This is a genomic window from Chitinophaga sp. XS-30, assembly GCF_008086345.1.
GTDB lineage: Bacteria > Bacteroidota > Bacteroidia > Chitinophagales > Chitinophagaceae > Chitinophaga.
Genome location: NZ_CP043006.1, coordinates 2,650,436 through 2,670,766, shown reverse-complemented (window position 1 = coordinate 2,670,766; position 20,331 = coordinate 2,650,436). Strand labels below are relative to the sequence as shown.

Annotated in this window: 19 protein-coding genes and 1 pseudogene; 10 read left to right on the top strand and 10 right to left on the bottom strand. The window is 52.1% G+C overall.

The features are described 5' to 3' along the window. Window positions 1–78: 78 nt before the first annotated feature. The 4 genes from FW415_RS10995 to FW415_RS10980 all read right to left on the bottom strand — a co-directional run bounded on the left by FW415_RS10995 (window position 79) and on the right by FW415_RS10980 (window position 4,017). The gene (locus tag FW415_RS10995) at window positions 79–999 is read right to left on the bottom strand and encodes an endonuclease/exonuclease/phosphatase family protein (RefSeq protein ID WP_148384731.1); all 921 of its coding nucleotides are present in this window, start codon (window positions 997–999) and stop codon (window positions 79–81) included. 89 nt (window positions 1,000–1,088) lie between these two features. Then, window positions 1,089–2,501, bottom strand: coding sequence for an FAD-dependent oxidoreductase (locus tag FW415_RS10990; protein WP_148384729.1), 1,413 nt, complete (start codon window positions 2,499–2,501; stop codon window positions 1,089–1,091). Window positions 2,502–2,540: 39 nt separating this feature from the next. Then, the gene (locus tag FW415_RS10985) at window positions 2,541–3,797 is read right to left on the bottom strand and encodes an MFS transporter (protein WP_148384726.1); all 1,257 of its coding nucleotides are present in this window, start codon (window positions 3,795–3,797) and stop codon (window positions 2,541–2,543) included. A 13-nt stretch (window positions 3,798–3,810) separates the two neighbouring features. Further along, on the bottom strand, window positions 3,811–4,017 hold the full coding sequence (locus FW415_RS10980; protein WP_148384723.1) for a hypothetical protein: 207 nt from the start codon (window positions 4,015–4,017) through the stop codon (window positions 3,811–3,813). Between the two features lie 393 nt (window positions 4,018–4,410). On the opposite strand from FW415_RS10980, the gene FW415_RS10975 reads away from it, so the two are divergent. Continuing rightward, window positions 4,411–5,634 (top strand): parallel beta-helix domain-containing protein, encoded by a 1,224-nt coding sequence (locus FW415_RS10975; protein WP_148384721.1) that lies wholly within the window; start codon window positions 4,411–4,413, stop codon window positions 5,632–5,634. Further along, a complete protein-coding gene (locus FW415_RS10970; RefSeq protein WP_148384719.1) occupies window positions 5,631–6,656 on the top strand; it encodes an SO2930 family diheme c-type cytochrome in 1,026 nt (341 codons plus the stop codon). Before FW415_RS10975 ends, FW415_RS10970 begins: the two co-directional genes overlap by 4 nt. Before the next feature lie 8 nt (window positions 6,657–6,664). Here FW415_RS10970 and FW415_RS10965 read toward each other — a convergent pair whose 3' ends face one another. The 4 genes from FW415_RS10965 to FW415_RS10950 form a co-directional block, all read right to left on the bottom strand. Then, on the bottom strand, window positions 6,665–7,360 hold the full coding sequence (locus tag FW415_RS10965) for a LytTR family DNA-binding domain-containing protein (RefSeq protein WP_148384716.1): 696 nt from the start codon (window positions 7,358–7,360) through the stop codon (window positions 6,665–6,667). Then, window positions 7,338–8,684 carry a sensor histidine kinase gene (locus tag FW415_RS10960; protein ID WP_168208772.1) on the bottom strand — a complete coding sequence of 449 codons (1,347 nt, stop codon included), beginning with the start codon at window positions 8,682–8,684 and terminating at the stop codon, window positions 7,338–7,340. Before FW415_RS10960 ends, FW415_RS10965 begins: the two co-directional genes overlap by 23 nt. A gap of 94 nt (window positions 8,685–8,778) precedes the next feature. Continuing rightward, complete coding sequence (locus FW415_RS10955; protein ID WP_168208771.1) at window positions 8,779–9,105, bottom strand: DUF4907 domain-containing protein; 327 nt, start codon at window positions 9,103–9,105, stop codon at window positions 8,779–8,781. Beyond that, entirely contained in the window at window positions 9,098–10,117 is a 1,020-nt protein-coding gene (locus tag FW415_RS10950) for a kelch repeat-containing protein (RefSeq protein WP_148384709.1), read from the bottom strand. The genes FW415_RS10955 and FW415_RS10950 overlap by 8 nt, the downstream gene beginning before the upstream one ends. A gap of 439 nt (window positions 10,118–10,556) precedes the next feature. Between FW415_RS10950 and FW415_RS10945 the strand changes: the two genes are divergently transcribed. From FW415_RS10945 to FW415_RS10915, 7 genes are all read left to right on the top strand, one after another. Then, complete coding sequence (locus FW415_RS10945) at window positions 10,557–10,880, top strand: AraC family transcriptional regulator (RefSeq protein WP_210420860.1); 324 nt, start codon at window positions 10,557–10,559, stop codon at window positions 10,878–10,880. An 88-nt stretch (window positions 10,881–10,968) separates the two neighbouring features. Then, complete coding sequence (locus FW415_RS10940) at window positions 10,969–11,724, top strand: SDR family oxidoreductase (protein ID WP_148384704.1); 756 nt, start codon at window positions 10,969–10,971, stop codon at window positions 11,722–11,724. Between the two features lie 68 nt (window positions 11,725–11,792). After that, window positions 11,793–12,146 carry a hypothetical protein gene (locus tag FW415_RS10935; RefSeq protein WP_148384702.1) on the top strand — a complete coding sequence of 118 codons (354 nt, stop codon included), beginning with the start codon at window positions 11,793–11,795 and terminating at the stop codon, window positions 12,144–12,146. A gap of 140 nt (window positions 12,147–12,286) precedes the next feature. Then, on the top strand, window positions 12,287–12,817 hold the full coding sequence (locus FW415_RS10930) for a trans-aconitate 2-methyltransferase (RefSeq protein ID WP_168208770.1): 531 nt from the start codon (window positions 12,287–12,289) through the stop codon (window positions 12,815–12,817). A 22-nt stretch (window positions 12,818–12,839) separates the two neighbouring features. Next, a complete protein-coding gene (locus tag FW415_RS10925) occupies window positions 12,840–14,450 on the top strand; it encodes a Na+/H+ antiporter (protein ID WP_148384697.1) in 1,611 nt (536 codons plus the stop codon). Between the two features lie 303 nt (window positions 14,451–14,753). After that, complete coding sequence (locus FW415_RS10920) at window positions 14,754–16,058, top strand: DUF4270 family protein (protein WP_148384694.1); 1,305 nt, start codon at window positions 14,754–14,756, stop codon at window positions 16,056–16,058. A gap of 9 nt (window positions 16,059–16,067) precedes the next feature. Further along, complete coding sequence (locus tag FW415_RS10915; protein ID WP_148384692.1) at window positions 16,068–17,300, top strand: hypothetical protein; 1,233 nt, start codon at window positions 16,068–16,070, stop codon at window positions 17,298–17,300. Window positions 17,301–17,409: 109 nt separating this feature from the next. On the opposite strand, the gene FW415_RS10910 is transcribed toward FW415_RS10915, so the two are convergent. Beyond that, complete coding sequence (locus FW415_RS10910) at window positions 17,410–18,276, bottom strand: lysophospholipid acyltransferase family protein (RefSeq protein WP_148384689.1); 867 nt, start codon at window positions 18,274–18,276, stop codon at window positions 17,410–17,412. Between FW415_RS10910 and FW415_RS25355 the strand changes: the two are divergent. Further along, window positions 18,262–18,849: pseudogene (locus FW415_RS25355) on the top strand (helix-turn-helix transcriptional regulator); the annotation flags it as partial. The gene FW415_RS10910 and the pseudogene FW415_RS25355 overlap by 15 nt on opposite strands. A 19-nt stretch (window positions 18,850–18,868) precedes the next feature. On the opposite strand, the gene FW415_RS10900 reads toward FW415_RS25355, so the two are convergent. Next, window positions 18,869–20,209 carry a GH1 family beta-glucosidase gene (locus FW415_RS10900; protein ID WP_148384684.1) on the bottom strand — a complete coding sequence of 447 codons (1,341 nt, stop codon included), beginning with the start codon at window positions 20,207–20,209 and terminating at the stop codon, window positions 18,869–18,871. Between the last annotated feature and the right edge of the window lie 122 nt (window positions 20,210–20,331).

Below are 20,331 nucleotides of genomic sequence, written 5' to 3'. Positions count from 1 at the left end.
ATCACCAGATGCAATGCTATACCATAAAGTATCTCCGAATCAATTTTGCGGTGATGACCTTAACCGGGCACCACAACCTCACATCAGCAGATCAGCCGACAGGAAATAGTGATCGCTCGGATACCGCCCATTCACCGCATCTTTGATGATCGTACTGCCCTGTGCTTTCACAAGGCCTTTGCAGAAAATGAAATCGATCTTTCCCTTTCCGGCGCCTTTCGTGTAAGCTGTGCCTTCAAACCCGTGCACGGTGTACCCCGGGTCCGCTGCTCCATGAACGGCGGCGTAACTGTCCCGCCAGCCGGCATCCCTGAGGCTGTCAAACACCTTGCTGGTTGCCCGCGCATTAAAGTCCCCGGCCAATATCTGCGGGAAGTCCGGCTGATACTGGCTGCTTTCCTCCGCCACCATTTTTGCCTGTTGTATTCTGGCTTCGCCGGATATATGGTCGAGATGAAGGTTCACCACGCGAAACGCTTTACCGGTCTTTCGTTCCCGCAGCCGCAGCCAGTTCACGCTGCGCGCGCGGGCGGTGCCCCAGGACATGCTGCCTGCGGTCAGCGGTGTTTCAGACAACCAGTAGCTGCCGCCGCCCAGCAATTCATACCGGTCCGTAGCGAAAAGAACAGGATTTTTGGCGATGCCGTGATAGCCCTCCGGGTGAACATCCATTTCGGGGCCATCGAAGCCAAAAAGACAGTAACGCGGAAACGCCCTGCGGATATCTTCAGCCTGCACCTTCAAGACCTCCTGGAAGCAAACGATATCCGGTTTTTGCTTTTTGATCACTTTGATGCAGCCGTCCTTCCGCTGCGGCCAGCCCACTCCTTTTTCTTCATCTTCCGGCAGCGCTACGCGGATATTGCAGGACAGCACGCGGTGGAAGCCCGGTGCAGCCACGGTGGAGAACGCGGACAACGGAAGGAAGGGCAGCAGCGTTGCCGCGCCCAGCCCTTTGATAAAGCCCCTGCGGGGCAGGTGTAATGGATTATCCTGCATAAAAAAAATTGTTGCTGATGAATGAGCAGATCACTTAAGAAGCAGGCCCTTCGGGTAAAAGTGACCAGTCATCCACCAAAATTACTTTGTTATGGATTGTGCGGGCGCATCGCGGAAGGGACGGGTGCGCGCAGGTAAGCCCCTTTGGCCAGCAATTCCTGCTGTAATGCGGCAACATCAATATCGGCAGGCTGCACACCTTTACTGACGGCCATTTTTGCCGCACGGCCCGCAGCTTCACCCATGGCCATGCATGGCGCCATTACGCGGATGGCGGACATGGCTTCATGTGTAGTGGAAATGCAACGGCCGGCCACAAGCAGGTTCTTCACCTTTTGCGGCACCAGCGAGCGATACGGAATATCGTAACAGTCTCCGCACCATTCCAGCGTACAACCGCCACCCTGCGGGTGATGGATATCCAGCGGATAGCTGGCTACCGCTATGGCATCATCAAAATGACGGCAGCTCATGATATCTTCCCTCGTCATCGTATAAAACCCGCTGATGCGCCTGGTTTCCCGGATACCGAGGAATGGCGCCGTTTTCAGGAAGTATGCCTGCTCAAAGCCCGGTACATATTCAACGAGGTAACGCTGTATATCGTAGATCTGCCTGCGGCCTTCAATTTCCCCATGGGTAAGGCTTCCGGGATCGGTGCCGTTCACGCCGCTGACCCGGGTCATGTTCACCCATACCTCTCCCTTGCGCAGGCCGGTGATCAGGATCGTTCTTTCTGTTGCCAGCTGAAGCCCGGCGGACTGCGCTTTTTGAATGAGGTTGCGCATACCTACCAATACAAACTGGTTGTTCTGCCCAAAATATTCGGCCGGAATAAAATCCGTGAGGTAGGTCCTTGGCTCTTCCGCAATGCTCAGCCGCAGCTTTTCCGTATCCACTCCGCCGAGGCAGAACATCAGCGTAGGCGGTTGCACGCCTCCCTGATCGTTGCCATATTCGCATGGCACACCACTGCGGTAAGCAACATCCGCATCACCGGTACAGTCGATGATCACTTTGGCCAGGATAGCTTCTCTTCCGGCCTTGCTTTCGATGATGATGCCTTTCAGCTCATCCCCTTCCATCACCACACCGGCGCAAAAGGCGTAGAACAATACGTCTACATTGCTCTCCACCAGTGTTTCCAGCGCCACGGCCTTTACGCTTTCCGGTTCCACGAGCGTGAGGCTCATGTGAAGCGGACAGGGCCGGTGCTCACTGGCGGCATTCCGCTCCGCAAGCCGGCCGATCAGCTTTTGCGGCAACCCTTTGATGATCTGGTTGCCTTTTTGCCCCAGGAACCCCAGTATCGGCAGGCCGATGGTCATATTCCCGCCCACAAAACTCCTGCTTTCGATCAGCATTACTTTCGCGCCGTCTTCCGCCGCGGCTTGCGCGGCAATGATCCCTGAAGGCCCGCCACCTACCACCAGTACATCCACCCGCGCGCGTACAGGTATTGACCTGGCGGGCTCTGCTATAACATCATGATGATTGTTCATACAATATGTGTTCGTTTTTATCCGGATTTATTGCTTTACCTATTCCCTGCGCACCATGGTCCACAACACAAGCGCGGCGAGCGGATGCATCACGGCCATGAGCATAAATATCGTTGCGGGGCCGAGACTGCCGATGACCTCCCCGACGTAGTAGTTGAACAGCACGGCCCCCAATGCCCCGAAACCTCCCGCGATCCCCAGCACGCTCGCCACATTCGGCACCGGAAAAGCTTCCGCCACCACCACGCTTACCGTGAACAGCCAGCTAAGCGCCATCACGGCCACGAGGCTGAAAACGATCAATGTGCCGGTTACACCGGGCAGATAATTCAGCAGCAGGCACAACGGCGCCAGCGCTACCATTACGGTGAGCATGATCTTCCGGGCGCGTAAAGGCGGCGTGCCGTTACGCACCATCCGGTCAGACCACGCGGAGGTGCCGATACTGCCCAGGTCCGCCACCAGGAAGGGTATCCACCCCACCATGCCTACCTGCGCCAGGCTCAGTCCAGACCCTTCCTGCAAATATCCGGGCAGCCAGAACAGGCAGAAATACCATACCGGGTCGCTGATGAAACGAATGAGCAAAATGCCCCACAGGCTCCTCGTCGTCCACAGCTTCCACCAGCTGAAAGCCTCCGGCGCAGCTGCGGCACCGGCCTCGCCGGACAGTTCTGTTGCTACTTCGCGGCTTATCTCAGGCGGAGGATCACGGTAAACCAGTTTCCATAACAGCGCGATCAGTATGCCCATCAATCCGCACACAAAAAAAGCGACCTTCCAGTTGAAGGACAGCGTAAGCCATGCGATCAGCGGCGGGGCAATGATGGCGCCGATGGAACTGCCGGCCACACAAAGGCTGTTGGCCGTTGCGCGCACACGCCCGGAAAACCAGATGGTAACGGTCTTCAGCTGCGCCGGAAAATTGGCGGGCTCCGCTACGCCCAGCATACCCCTGAAAAATCCGAACTGCCCGATGGTACGTGAAAAACCTCCACCTATACTGGCAATGGACCAGACGATAATGCTGTAGAACATGATCCTGCCGGCTCCGAATTTATCCACCAGCCAGCCGGATACCGGGTACATGACGGCGTAGCAGATGGTGAATACATTCACGATCATCGCGTAACCGCCGTCATCCAGACTGAATTCCTTTTTCAGCAACGGTTTCAGGATCGACACCATCTGCCGGTCCACATAATTGAACACGATAGCCAGGAATATGATCGCCACAATAAACCATCGCCGCTTTTCGCTGAACCAGCGGCCTTTCTGCGTTTGCAATACTGTCATTACCGGGTTTAATTCAGTTCAAAAAAACAGGCTGAACGCTGTCCTTCTTTTGTGCAGCTCCCTGCAGGAAGGTCAGCAAAAGCAGTGACCATACAGACAAGATCTTCATCAATACAGCTTTGATTTCCGGGAGGCCGGAGAAATGTTTGTGCGGCAAAGACGGCCTGCGCCGGTTGGCAAGGTTGGAGGCCCGCACGGGGAAAGCCCGGTGTTCGTTCATAACGTCTTATTTTATAGCGACACATACCTGTCCGCCCTGGTCATCGGCTTAAATTATATTTCCCGGCAATTTTAGATCATTTGTCAAAAACAGGGTGTTACCTTTCTGTAAACAAATGACCCACAATAGATAAGGAATTTTCAAAACGTGCTCCAATGACGAGCTTATCGTCTATGTACCGAATCAAATTTAATTAAATTCAACAAATTTTAATAAAAATTAAGTTTTTTAAAGTCCGGCAGACAAATGGCATACCCTGAAGGGCCAATGCCCCTTTGGCCGGCCATATACTGAAAAAGCCATTGACCATACGGCTTAAAATTCACCGCCGGAACCGGCCCGCACTGCTTTTTTCCGTAAATTCATACAGGCCCTTAACCCGCCGCCAACGTTATGAAACTCCCTTTACTACTTTCCCTGGCAGCTACCTGCTGCACGGCTGCATTCGCCCAGCAGGATGTTCAAAAGAAGTTCCAGCGCCAGCTTATTATGGCGGAGGATGGCGATACCATTACTTTTCCGGCCGGGCGGCACACCTTGCTGTCCACCCTCTCACTGGAAGGGAAAAAACAGATCACATTACGCGGGGAAGGAATGGACAGGACCATTCTCAGCTTCGCCGGCCAGCAGGAAGGGGCGGAAGGATTGCAGGTCAGCAATGCGCAGCAGATCACCATTGCGGATATGACCGTGCAGGATACGAAAGGGGACGGTATCAAGACCATGCATGTTAACGGTATTACCTTCCGGAACGTTAAAACGGAGTGGACGGGCAAACCGGGGGCGGACAATGGGGCGTATGGCCTTTACCCGGTGCAGTGCGAAAATGTGCTCATAGACAGCTGCACAGCCATCGGCGCCTCGGACGCGGGCATATACGTAGGGCAATCCACCCGCATCGTTGTGAAGAACTCATTGGCCAGGCATAATGTGGCGGGGATAGAAATCGAGAATTCCACTTATGCGGAAGTCTTCCATAACGAATGCACGGAAAACACCGGCGGCATTCTTGTGTTCGACCTGCCGGACCTGATCGTGAAAAAAGGCGGGCATGTAAAAGTGTACAACAACAATATTCACCACAACAACTATCCGAATTTCGCGCCGAAAGGCAATATCGTGGCACAGGTGCCGCAAGGCACAGGGGTAATGGTGCTGGCCACCGGCAACGTAGCCGTTTATGGCAACAGGATACACTACAACAACAGCATAGGCACGGCGGTAATCAGTTATTTCATGACGGAGAAACCGGTGAAGGACAGCACTTACGTCCCCTACCCTGCCGCGGTGCAGATTTTCGATAACGATTACCGCCGGGATAAAGTGAAGTTCCAGGGCAAGGGCAGAATGGGGCTGATGTTCAGATTCAAACTACGTTTCGGGAGGAATGTGCCGCATATCATCTACGATGGCATACTGAATGATGACTGGACAGATGAAAGCGGCCGTTACCGGGATGAATACCGCATCTGCATCCGCAATAACAACAATGTTTCCTTCGCCAATATCGACGCGGGAAATAATTTCAGGAACATATCCCGGAGCATGGCCCTGCACGATTGCACTTTGCCTTTGACGGGACCTTCCCGGGAAGCGGACAACAATATCGCGCTATGAAAAAACTCATTTTCATCAGCATGCTGGCCATAGTATTGCTGTCTTCCCGCAGCGAGCCAGGGCCTGAGGAATTGCTTTCCGGGTACGGCTTCTTTACGGGCAGGCTGGCAGACCAGGTTCCCGCGGAGGGGGTGATTCCCTATCAGCTGAATACACCGCTGTTTTCGGATTATGCGGAAAAAGCCCGTTTCATTAAACTGCCGCAGGGCGCCGCCGTTCCTTATAGTGCGAACGGCGTACTGCAATTCCCGGTGGGCACGGTGCTCATTAAAACATTCTATTTCCCGCAGACGGACAGGGGAAAACGGCTGATGGAAACCAGGCTGCTGATACATGAAGCCGGGGGATGGAAAGCACTGGAATATATCTGGAATGATGAGCAGACCGATGCCGTGCTGGAAGTGGCGGGAGACCGGAAACCGGTGACGATCACGAACCCGGCAGGACGGGAGATCACTTTCGACTACATCATGCCCAATCTCAATCAATGCAAAGGCTGCCATAATACCAACGATGTGATGCAGCCGATAGGCCCCTCCGCCCGGCAGCTCAACGGAGAACTCCTTTACGCTTCCGGCACGGAAAACCAGTTGCAGCACTGGAGCCGCCTCGGCATGCTGAAAGACCTTCCGCCGATAAATGAAGTGCCGGCAACACCGGTCTGGAACGATCCCGCCACCGGCAGCCTGAATGACCGCGCGCGGGCGTGGCTGGACATCAACTGTGCGCATTGCCATAAACAGGACGGCCCGGCGCGCACATCGGCATTGCTGTTAAGCTATGAGGAAAAGGATTCCACCCGTCTTGGTTTCTATAAAACTCCGGTAGCAGCGGGACGCGGCTCCGGCGGCCTGCAGTACAATATTGTGCCCGGCGACCCGGAAAGGTCCATCCTCGTATATCGCATGGCATCCACAGACCCGGGTGTGATGATGCCTGAACTGAGCCGTAAACTCGTGCATGCAGAAGGACTGGAACTGATCAAAGCATGGATCAGGCAAATGCCGGCCACGCAACCCTGAGATACCGCTCAGGAATATTTCGCCACCACGTTATAGAATTTGTCCCGGTACCCTTCGCTGATGGGAATGGACTGGTTGGCGATCATCACCGTATTCTTCTCTACGGAATTGATCTTGTTCATGGCTACAAGGTAAGAGCGGTGCACACGGATGAACTTGTCTTTCGGAAGCCTGCTTTCGAAGGCCTTCAGGCTTTTGAGCGTGAGCACGGGCTGATGTTGTGTATAGATCTTGATATAATCTTTCAATGCTTCGATGTAAAGGATATCTTCGAGATTGATCTTGATGATCTTGTATTCTGTTTTCACGAAGATGTAGTCGTTATCCGTATTGCTCTTTGGCTGCGAGACGGACATGATCTCCTGCGCTTTGGTTACGGCGCGGAGGAAACGCTCGAAGGGTATGGGTTTGAGCAGGTAATCCACTACGTCCAGGTTAAATCCGTCCAGCGCATATTCTTCATACGCTGTGGTAAAGATCACCATCGGCGGATGTTTCAGCGATTTCAGGAACTGGATGCCTGTAATATCAGGCATCTTGATATCAAGGAAGATCAGGTCCACCGGTTCTTCCTGCAGGTAACGGAGTGCCAGTGCGGCATTCTCGAATGTTTTGACCTGCATGGGAAAAGGCGCCCGCGTGGCAAAATCTTCAATGATCTCCAAAGCCAGCGGCTCGTCATCAAGAGCTAAGCACTTTATCATGTTTCAGCGCAATTTTTAGGTCAGCAATAAATTCGTCTCCATGCTCTCTGACAGTTATGGTGTGTGCATCTGTATATAGCAGGCTCAATCGTTTGAGCACATTTGTCAATCCTACGCCGCCTTTTTCTGAAACGCGCTGTTTGAATAAACTGTTGCGTACCACGAGATGCAGTACGCCATCTTCGGAAATTGCTATGCGGATGTTGATGAATGCCGGGTCTTTCAGGCTGATGCCATGCTTGAAGGCATTTTCCACAAAAGGTATCAGCAGCATCGGTGCAATTTCCAACCCTGCTGCATCACCTTCCACAATAAATTCCACAGGTACCTGCCGCGTCATGCGCAGGCGTTGTATGTCGATATAATCCTGCAGGTAACGCAGCTCTTTCTCCAGCATCACCCTGTCCTCATTGCTCTGATAGATCATATACCGCATGATGGTGGACAATTTCACCAGTGCATGCTCGGTTTCCGGCGAACGCCGATGTGCCAGGGAGTATATCGTATTCAGGCTGTTGAACAGGAAATGCGGATTGATCTGAGACTTCAAAAATTTCAATTCTGCATTCAGATTGGCGACCGTGAGGGCTTCGCGCTGTTTCTCGCTTTTGAACCATTCCAGCGCGATCTTGATAAAGCCGCTCATGAACAGCATCAGCAATGCGAAGGTGGCTGACTTGCGCAACATTTCCGGGAAGAAGAAATGCCGGAAAAATATCCGGTCTTCAAACGGATGTATGGTGCGCACGGCCATGGGAAAGGAATCCCTGATGCCCTGGATGCTCGGCCGTTGATTGCGCCAGCTCGTAAACAATCTTTTTCTCCAGGAGATCACATGCCGGTCAAAAAGGCTGTCTTCCAGCAGGGTACCCGCGGGTGTGCTGAAACCTATCGTTCTGCCCGCAGGCATGCCGTGTTCTGCCACCACCAGGTCCGCCGGCCGGGAGAATACGGCGCCTCTTCCCGCAACGGCCAGGCGTGCGGCGGGAAACGGCCCCGTTCCCGTTCTTGCGATCATTACCGACATAAAGCGATATTCCACAACAGCCTGCTGCACGGCAATGAAAATGATCAGTCCCAATACGCACATGATGTAAATACCGATCCGCTTCAAAGTAAAGAACCGCGGGATCAGCACATATACATTCAGATAAAATATTCCGATCAGAAAGAGGGTGTTGATCGCTTCCTTGATGTAGAACGAATGGTCCTGCACCTGGATACGATAAACAAAGAACGGGAAGAGAAAAAGGCAGAGCCATGCCATAAGATGCATGGTGATGATCACAAGCCTGTTCCTGAATATATTCCTGATATTGAGCATAGGTGCTAATCGGCGGTAAACATACATCAGAAGTCTCTTAAACAAGTGTTAAAAGCACTTTCCAACTATTAAGCAAGTGTTAAAGTTAAGCACGCTATAACCTGATGCGCAGACTGTCCAGTTCCCTCCGGGTAATTGCCGGAGAAAGCTGATGCCGGAGCTTGTGCATGACCAGCGAACCTACACGCATGGCATCGTCCTTGTCATGAAACGGCAGATAACCTGGCACTGCGGGAATACAATCCTGGTGAATGAACGGCTTGTTATCGATGGTGATGCGGTATCCCCAGCCGTTGGGCGTCTGGACGGGTGCCAGCCGGAGCAGTTTCTTCTCCCCCCTGGAAGAAAAAACGGTCAGTAATACCAACCCTGCTACCAGCGGCAACGTCCAGATCATGAAGCGACGGAGATGTTTAGTCATTTTCTTCATATGCTGCAAGCGGATCGAATTGATAGAGATCATCCAGCGGTAAGGAAGAGGTGCGGCCTGCGCAGACATACCCTTTGCCATCCAGTGTAAATGCAACGGCGCCGGTGCGGGCGGTACCTTCAAAATCGGTCCTCTTCGTCCAGATATCATCCACGGCATTGTATTCCCAGGTGTGTGTGGAGAGGCCGCCTTTACTGCCGGTGCTGATATAAGCCTTGTTGTTCATAATGAACACGACGGCATTGCTGCGTACCACATCGTAGTCATTATCAAAGTCATCATCGGTAACATCGGATATTTTTCGTTTCTCCGTCCACAGATCGGTATCCGGATTGTATTCCCAGAAATCGTTCTTCAGTTCGTTGTTGTTGGTGCCCGTAACGATATATGCTTTTTCACCGATCACGAACGCCAGCGCTTCCGTGCGCTTGGAGCCGCCGAAGGTATTCTTGCTGGCCCAGCTGTCGCTACCCGGATCGTACTGCCACACATCCTTCAATGCACCGCCATCGTTGCCCGTAGCTACGTACCCTTTACCTTTCAGCACAAAACTCACCGCATCGCGGCGGGACAAGTCTATGCTCGGATTAGGGTCTACGAGCGGCGCTTTCGGTTCCCATTGCCCGGTAACAGGAGAATAGGCCCAGAAATCATTCAGCCGGTTGTAACCATCAAAGCCGGTACCCACATAAGCTTTCCCGTCTATGACCATTGCCACGGCACTTCCGCGTGCCGCCGCCGCCGCAGGCAGTTCAGCGATCTGTGTGATCCAGCCGCCGTTAGCCGTGTACTTCCAGAAATCACGCAGGTACTTCTCCCCGTCGTAGCCTGTTCCGATATAAGCCGTGTCATTGATCGTAAAAGCCACAGCCTCGGAACGGGGCTTTCCCGCCAGTTCGGACTTCTCAATCCAGTTCCCGATGAGATCATCATCCGAATCGTTATTGGAACATGCAGCCAGCAGGCCCGCCAATATCCAACAATAGTGTCTTGCATTCTGCATACAATTGTTTTTTTGTCACCGCCAAAATTATCCGGGGAACTGTTAGGGTTAATATAAAATAGACGGACCGGGGTTGTAAGCGGACGAATATCTGCTTTTCATCTGCGAACAAGCCATTTTGTTCCCGCCAAAGTATCCGCAGACAGCAGCCACCCACACAGCCGCAAAATCAGTTTATATTCAGTGCTTTACAGGCACTCAACCGGTGCGGGAAGGCCACAGCGCTCCTCTTTGAGCTATGTAATACCTGGGGCCAATCCCCCTGCCCCCGCCGGTCAATTACAGCGAAACACTACTTAACTGATTACATTTCAGTATCTTGTGTTTCATTGAGGGATGTTATGTTGCGGCAGGACCATTTGAACGATGCAGGATGAAAAATGCAGAACATAAAAAAACGAAAAGGAGCACGGAAATAACCCGGCAGTACTTCCATTTTTTGGACCAGCACATTGAAGATGTGGTCAGCGGCCGGGCGCCCCGGTTCCTGGAACTTAACGAGATTGCCCGCGAATTGGCTATTTCGCATAAACATCTCACTGATACCATTCAAATGGAAAAGGCACATCACCCCTGCCATTTTTACGATGCAAAGATCATCGATAAAGCCCGACAGCTATTGACCGAATCCAGGCAATCCATTGCCGGGGTTGCCATGACGCTTACTTACGACCCGTCCAATTTCTCCAAGTTTTTCAAAAAATGGACCGGCATAACCCCCGGCGACTTCAGAAGCGCCCATCAGAAAAAAAACAGCCGGTAAAAAAACTTCCGAAAAGTTCACCATGACGCAGCCCCCTGCTTCCCATAGCTTTGTTACATTAACTGTAACCCATAAAAAAATAAAAACTATGGTAAGAAATGATTTAAGCGGGAAAGTAGTATTAATAGCCGGTGGCGCTAAAAATCTGGGAGGCTTGCTGAGTCGAAAATTTGCGGCGAAAGGTGCAAAAGTAGCTATACACTACAATAGCGACCGTACAAAAACTGATGCCGAAAAAACATTAGCGGATATCACCAGCGCGGGTGGAGAGGCTTTACTGTTTCAGGCGGACCTGACAAAAGTGGACAACATCAAAATGCTCTTCGCTGCGGCCCGATCAAAATTCGGGGGGATCGATATCGCTGTCAATACCGTGGGTATGGTATTGAAAAAACCTTTCCTGGATACTACGGAAGCAGAGTACGATACGATGTTCGACATCAACTCGAAAGTCGCCTACTTCTTCATCCAGGAAGCGGGAAGAACCCTGAATAACAATGGCAAGGTCTGTACCATCGTTACCTCTCTGCTGGCGGCTTATACCGGGTTATATTCCACCTATGCAGGCGCAAAGGCACCGGTGGAACACTTTACGAGAATGGCCTCCAAAGAATTCGGGACACGAGGTATATCCGTCACCGCCGTTGCTCCAGGACCAATGGACACCCCTTTCTTTTACGGGCAGGAAAGTGAGGATGCGGTTGCTTACCATAAATCAGCCTCCGCATTGGGCGGGTTGACGGATATCAACGACATTGCCCCCCTGGTTGAATTCCTGGTAACAGACGGATGGTGGATCACCGGGCAGACCATTTTTGCCAATGGCGGATACACAACAAGATAATTGGAAAAAGAATACATTTGAAAGGCAAATGACCCCGGGGTCATTTGCCTTTCTTTAAAAAACACAGTATGATCCTGAAAATTATCAACGCAGTACTGATCTCCGTTGCCGTTTTTATGGGCTTCAAGCAGGGATACGCTATGCTCACCGGCAAAGCAGCAATGCTGGAGATGTTCAGTCAATGGGGATTTACAAAAACCGGACTGATGATCAACGGAGCGGTGACCATTATTGCCGCAGCATTGATCCTGTTCCCCAAAACATTCATATGGGGCAACTTCCTCATGGCAGCCGGCATATTGATGATCACTTGCTTTCACCTGCAGGATAAAGACCTCAAAGGAGCATTTATTGAGCTGCCGTTCCTGTTGCTTAACCTGGTGATCATCTATCTGCAGCACCCGTTGAGAACCGGGGAATAACTGAACAAACACTGGCAACACGTCACAGGCTTGTGAAAACACTGCCGATCACTGCAACCCTGCGGGCAGGACAGGTGAAGTATTAACGCTTTATCCACCATTCACCGGTAAGCGATGGCCCGGCAAAAAACCACTTGTATTTGAACAGATCAGATAAATATGCTACCCTGCTAAGCCCCTTGTCTTCCGCATTTGCCCGATCAACGTCCCTGCAATGGGCTGATCTCGGTTGCGGCGAAGGCGTATTCTCCGAAGTGCTTGCGGCCATTTTACCCGCCCGGAGCCATATTACCGGTGTGGACAAAATGCCGCAGCTGCTCCCGGCCGTAATGGGGGATAATGTATCCGTTTCCTTCCAGGAGGCGGATTTTGTTCATGATGCACTGATGCTTCCGCCGCTGGATGGAATACTGATGGCGAATGCCCTGCATTTTGTGCAGGAAAAACCTGCACTGATCCGGAAGCTGGAACATCATTTTGCCGGTACCAAACGCTGGATCATTGTAGAATATGACCATCGTACCCCGAACCCCTGGGTGCCTTACCCCCTCCCTTTTCGTGATCTAAAACAATTATTTTTGCATTCCGGATATCAAAAAATAACGAAAACCGGTGAACAACGATCGGTCTACGGCGGCACCATGTATGCGGCCCTGATCACTAATACATAACGGCATAAATTTCGGACCTTACATGCACCATCATCTGCTCCTTATACTGGCTTTGTTATTCGCGGTCATGCTCCTGGTATTGCTGGCAAAAAGAATGAAAGTGGCCTATCCCATTTTCCTGGTCATCGCCGGGCTGGGCATCAGTTTTATCCCCGGTGTGCCACTGCTGCATCTCAACCCGGAACTGATTTTCCTGATCTTCCTGCCGCCCCTGCTCTATGAAGCGGCCTGGTACACCTCGTGGAAGGATTTCTGGAAATGGAAACGGCCCATCGCCTTGCTGGCTTTCGGCCTGGTGTTTTTCACCTCCACCATTATCGCTTATTCCACATCTGCCATCATACCCGGTTTTACATTGGGGTTGGGCTTTTTGCTGGGCGGGATCGTATCACCGCCGGATGCCGTGGCCGCCGCTACGGTCATGAAAGGAATGAGCGTACCCAAACGATTGATGACCATCCTGGAAGGCGAAAGCCTCGTAAATGATGCCTCTTCCCTGATCGTATTCAAATTCGCACTGGCAGCCGTACTGACGGGCACATTTTCCATGCAGGAAGCCACCGGCCAGTTCTTCCTGGTGGCCGGCATGGGCATTGTTGTGGGACTGGCGGGAGCGCATATCATGTACGTCATCCATCGTTTTTTACCTACTACGCCGGCTATTGATGCAGCTTTTACGGTGATGACGCCTTATATGCTGTTCCTGGCGGCGGAGCAGTTTCACTTTTCGGGTGTTATGGCGGTAGTGAGTGGCGGGCTGTTCATGTCTTACCGCGCACATGAAGTATTCCGTACAGGAAATACCCGGATGAACATGCTTGGCGTGTGGACGACAATGATCTTTGTGATGAATGCTTTGGTGTTTATACTGATCGGCCTGGAACTTCCGGAGATCATTGCCGGACTGGGCGAATATTCCGTTGCCGATGGTATCCGGTACGGGCTGATCGTAAGCGCCATCACGATAGCGCTCCGCTTTCTCTGGGTGTACCCGATCGCTCACATCCCGCGCTGGCTAAGCGCCAGGATAAGACAGGACCCTTCCCCCGGCTGGAAAGGGCCTTTGATAATCAGCTGGGCAGGAATGCGCGGTGTAGTATCGCTGGCAACGGCATTGTCTATTCCCATGTTGATGGATGACAAGATCACCGCATTTCCGCATCGCAATTTGATTGTCTTTATCACATTCGTGGTCATATTCATCACATTGGTTTTTCAGGGATTGACCTTGCCGCTGGTCATCAGGCTCGTCAAACTCAGGGAAATAGATAATATTCTTCCTGAAGATGAACAGCAGGCGGGCATCCAGCTAAGGCTGCACCATATCGCCCTGAAACTGATCAATGAAAAATATGCTTCCGAGGCAAAAAATAATGAACTGGTGGGCTTCTTCAAGTCAAATCTTGAAAATGAGATCAGCAGTACCCAACAACGCCTGGATTCCCTGGAATGTGCGGACATCCAGCACCGGGAAATAGCGCTCTACCATAAAGTAATGCTGGATGCATATGCCTTGCAGAGAAAGGAATTGTTTCAGCTGCGAAAAGAGAAGTACTACAGCGATGAAGCTATTCGAAAAGCAGAGTTGCAGCTGGACCTGGATGAACTGAAAATAACAGGAACAGGGCATTGAACTGCTGTTCAAATGAATATCATCCCACTAAATATGCTGTCCACCCGGAGCAAGGTAACGCTTGTTCCGGTACACCGATCTACTTGGCGTTACTAACAGTACTATCTAATCTGCTCTTTATGAGCATCTTGCGCGCACTTGCGGGCATTTCCCCCAAAAAAACCCTGTCAGCCTGAAAATGGCAACTAACGATGTTATCCCTCGGATCATCGATAAAAACACCGGATTGGCATATTACGCCATACCGGGCAAAACCTTCCTGATTATCATTGCGCAGCTATACAAGTACAAAACCATTGCTTTATGATGAGAAATATGCTCATTGCGGCCGCAGGCGTTCTCCTGCTCTCGGCCTGTGAGAAGAACGGCTTCAGCTATGATAATGTGTTAGATGGCGGCAATGTGCAATACACTTTACTGGACACTTTTACCATCCAGATGCGCACCGTGCAGCTCGATTCCATTCCTACCTCCGGCACCGGTACCGCACTGATCGGGGGATATACGGACCCGGTGTTCGGTAAAGTGGAGGCCGGCACTTATTTCCACATCTCCCTTCCCGCAGAACGGGAGGTGGACATCCGTGCCGTGTATGATTCCATTGAGCTGATCATGAAACCGGACGGCTCCTGGTACGGGGACACTACGGTACCGCAGCAGTTCCGGGTATATAAACTCTCCCAGAAACTGGTGCTGCCGGACGATTATTATATGTTCTTCAGCCATCAGCAATTTGCCGTGGAAAGCACCCCCTGGGCAGATACTTCGGTAATGATCCGCCCCACGGACGGCAACCTGCTGCATCTCCGGCTGAGCGACATCAAAGGCAAAGCCTTGTTCGACCTGCTGCGGGACAAATCGCAGGATGTTTCCGACAACGACTATTTTACGGAATACTTCAAAGGGATGGCGATACGCGGGAATAACAATAAAGCCGCACTGGGCTTCCAGGCCACAGATTCCAATCTCTATATCCGCCTGCATTACCACATCAGCTCCACTGAAGTGGAAGAGAAATATTTTGATTTCCGGATGAGCTCTCCGGACCTCCAGTTCAATGAAATAAAGTCGGACCGCTCCGGCACGGCGCTGGAGCAGCTGCCATCCGGACAAACGGGATTGCCCAGTACGGCTACCGGCAACCAGTCATTCGTGCAAAGCCTTACGCGGACCGTTACGCGGATGGACTTTCCGTCTATAGCTGCGTTGCCGGAACTGGGCAAATACGGGCGCATCATGTATGCAGAGCTGGTATTGCGGCCGGTAGCCGGCACCTACAGGGACTACCGCCTGCCGCCCCGGCTGATGCTGTGCCCGGCGGACAACAAACATTATGTGCTTTCCGGCGACACGCTTTCCAATGACAACGGTTACCAGGGCGGCAACATGCAGGTGGATTTCCTCAATCCTGCCAATACGGCCTATATCTACGATGTAACGTCCTACTGCCGTGCACTCATAGAAATGGATACCTATACTTACCGGGGATTGCTGGCTATACCGACTGCCGGGGATTACTACACGAAATTCGACCGGCTGATACTTGGCGACGGGAAAAATTCCGGGAACCGCGCGCAACTGAAAATTTATTATCTCTTATACAATTAATTCCTTGTGATGCGAAGATTTACCATAGGATGCTGTTTACTGCTGGCCGCCGGGCAGGTGCAGGCGCAAAAAGGCGTTAATTCGATATACTCCGCATTCGGTATCGGCGACCTGGAGGAAAAAGATTACAGCCGCAACTTCGGTGTGGGCAGCGCCGGCGTTGCCCGCGGCTCTCATAGTTTTCTGAATGAGCTGAACCCTGCTTCCTACGGGCGTTTACCCATGGAAACATTTTTCTTTGAGGCGTCCCTTGCCGGCAAGAGCCTGCAATACAACGGCACCAACCTGAACCAGAATGCCGGCGACATCAATTTCAAGCGATTTGCGATGGGCTTCAAAGCCAGCAAAATGTGGGGACTGAGCCTGGGCCTCATGCCGTACAGCCGTGTGGATTACAAGCTGCTCAATACCCGTTACGTGGAAGGCACTACAGCAGGTACACGCAATGCCGTTGAAGGTACCGGCGGGATCAACCGGCTGTATTTCTCCAATGCGCTGCAGCTCAACAAAAACTTTTCCGTAGGCGTTTCCTCCGCTTTGTTGTTTGGCCCGATAACGACCACAGACAGCCTGGGCAGCAGCGGCAGCGCTACGGATGTGTACACGGAACAGCGGCGGTTCATGCATAATTTCAATTTCACCACGGGCGCACAATATGCGGGTAAAGCCGGGCAATGGCTGATCGGCGCAGGGGCTACCTACCGCTTTAGAACAAAGCTGGCTTCCGAGGAAGATTTCTCTATCCGTTATGCAGATGAAACGGTGCTGTTCGAAGAGGAGCTCAGCTCCAGGGATTTCACGCTGCCGCAGCAATGGGCGGTGGGCCTGAGCTTCAGCAACGGGCGTATCAACTGGCTGGCGGATTACCGTCAGCAGAACTGGAAAGGCGCGAACGCGGACAAGCAGGATTACAGCTTCGTCAACTCACAACGTTATTCCGGCGGGATGGAATATACTTTTTACAAGTTCCAGTACAATAAACAGGTAGAAGGGCTGATCGTTCAGGCCGGTCTCAACTACCATACCGCCTATATGCAGATCAAGAATGAGCCGGTGCGGGATTTCGGGGTAACGGCCGGGGCTTCACTCCCCAGCAAAACAGGGCATCTCCGCTACTATCTCGGCCTTGAGGCCGGGCAGCGCGGCACATCTTCAAAAGGACTGATACAGGAGAATTATATCAATGTGGTGTTGCACCTTTCACTGCGTGATAACTGGTTCTTCAAACTCAGGGAACAATAACAACAACGCGGCAGGTAACCCGGAAGATCTGACTTGCACTGATAACCTTTATACGGCTTACCCCAAAACTGGTCTTCCCTTACCTGCCGCGTTTTCCTATCCCTGTACCTTATGCATGCTTCCAGCGGCGGTGGGTCCACAGCCAGTAAGGCGGAGCCTGCAAAATATCCTGCTCCAGGTGCGCGGCAAATGACTGCATGATACCGTTCGTTTTCACTGCAGCGGGCCGGTCCGTTAACAGGGTAAACGATATATCCCAGCCTTCCGAAACTTCATCTTTCTTTACCGATGTGTACATTACGGCAGCGTCCAGCGCCTTTGCCAGTTTTTCCGCGCCGGTGAACAGGCTGGTGGGCTGATGCAGGAAATCCACCTGGCATCTGGTACCCGGCGGCGGGGACTGATCGGCAATAAAGATGTACACATTCGGCTGATCCCGATGCAGCAGCATATGCCTTGCGGCCTGTTCCATGGATAACAGCTTCATACCGAAGCGGGTGCGGATATGATACATCAGCGCATTGAAATAAGTGTTGGACAGGGGTTTATACACCGCGTAAACATCCGCCGCAAAGAAACCGGGCAATACATTCAGGCATTCCCAGTTGCCGTAATGCCCCATCATCATGATAATGCTGCGGTTGTGGCGATAATAGTATTCCGGCAGCTCGGGATTGACAATGCGGGTACGTTGTTTCTGCTTTTCACCGGAGGCTACCAGTAATTGCGTGATCTCCAGGAACAATCCGCTGAAATGCTGATAGAACCGCTTTGCGATAGCCCTGATCTCCGCGTAAGACTTGCCGGGCAGTGAGCGGGAGAGGTTCTGCAATACTACGCTGTAACGGTAGTTGATCACTCTGAACAGCACGGTGAAGATCAGCTGCTGTAAACCCCGCTGCATAAAATGCGGCAATACATTCAGTAAATATGCCACTGCAAAAACAGGCGCCAGTGCCAGATGTTTCGTATTCATTCCCTTCCGTATAACAGCCATGTCTCCAATATTTTTATCCCGCTAAATTCCTGTTTCATGCCATCCCTTTGTTGCATAAAAGGGATTTTAATTTTGCAGATCACCGGTTCTTTTGAAAGTGCCTTTGGGGGTGATCGCTCAAAAATCCGTCTTTATATTGAACATTTTACGGGAGATATGCGTGTAATGATGACTATCCATGAAAAACAGCCCGGCCTTTTTCTGCCGGATGGCACAGCCAACACCGGAGGAAAGCCGCAAAAGCCGTTCCAGCTTTCTCATGCCGATATCAGGAAAGTGCGGCTGGCAAGGGAAATCCTGCTGCGGGATATTCAAAGCCCGCCTACATTATCTGCGCTGGCAGCACTGGCAGGATTGAACGGGTTCAAACTGAAAGCTGGTTTCAGGGCGGTATTTTCCAATTCTGTATTTGGCTATCTGAGTGAGCACCGGCTGCAACTGGCCAGGCGTGATGTATTGCAGGGAAATAAATCCATCACGGCGATCGCATATGATATGGGATATACTTCGCTTTCACATTTCAGCAATGCCTTCCGGAAAAAATTCGGAACAAGCCCTTTGAAGATGAAGGTCATGAACGCAACAGGTCGCGGAACCAGCGGCCGGAGGCTTTCATCGTGCGCTGCTGTGTTTCAAGATCCACATGCACCAGCCCGAACCTGGCTTTATACCCTTCCGCCCATTCAAAATTGTCAGTAAGCGTCCAGGCGAAATATCCGGAAACGGGAACGCCGGCGCGCTTTGCACGGAGCACAGCCCCGGTGTATTCCCGGAAGTAGCTGACGCGCTGCTCATCCTCCACATTGCCGTTCAGCAACAGATCATTGAAGGCGGCGCCGCTTTCCGTAACGATCAGTTCTTTCACGCCATCATATGCGGCAAACTGCTGCAGGATGTTGTACATGCCGTCCCCGCTGATCTCCCAACCCAGGGCTGTGAGCGGTACATTCCGATAGCGCGCTTTCACTTCCGATACCTGCACATAGGGCATGAACGCATTGTACCTGACCACCAGCGGAAAATAATTCTGTATGCCGATAAAATCGAAATCAAAAGCCAGCTTGTCCCAGTCGCGCCACAACGCATAGCGCCTTTCGATGCGGCGAAGCAGGGGGAATGCTTCCACCGGATAGCCCAGGCCCAGCGCCGGCTCAATAAAAAGCCGGTTAAACAATGCATCGGCGCGTTTTGCGGCCTGCAGGTCGTTATTATTCTGCGTATATGGGATGATATGGGAGCAGGAATAAGTGGTGCCGATCTTTGCCTGCGGTACTTCCGCGCGGATAGCGCGCCCTCCGGCAGCCTGGGCCAGCGCCACATGATGCACGGCGGGGAGGAAGTAAGACAGTCCGAACTTTCCGGGAGCATGTACGCCCAGCATATATCCCAGTGATGTAAAACCGAAAGGCTCATTCAGCACGATCCAGTGCTTCACTTTATGGCCATATGCCTTGCCGCAGATCACGGCGAAGTCCTCAAAAGCATGCACGGTGCCGCGGTGGCACCAGCCGCCCTTATGCTCCAGCGCCTGTGGCAGGTCCCAGTGATACAGCGTTATATACGGCTCCAGGCCGGCTTCGAGGCAGGCGTCGATGACCTTGTGATAGAAATCGATACCAGCCTGGTTCACACGGCCGGTGCCGTCAGGGAGGATGCGCGGCCAGGAAAGGGAAAAGCGGAAAACATCGAACCCCATTTCCTTTGCCAGCAGAATATCGTCCCGGTAACAGTGGTAAAAATTGCAGGCAGTGCGGGCATGCGTTCCGTCTTTGATCTTGCCCCGGCGGGCTGTAAAGGTATCCCAGACCGAGAGGCCTTTGCCATCCGCATCGTGAGCGCCTTCGTTCTGAAAAGCGGAGATCGCTACCCCCCATTTGAAATCAGTACCAAAGTCGCTACGGCTGAAAGACATGCAGTTTCAATAATTACGGGATTAAAATACGGATAATATGGCCGCTTCCGGCAATATGAAAGATTTCCGGCGCTAATTTAACAATTTCACAATGCAAAGCAGCGGTAACAGCCGTACAGGAT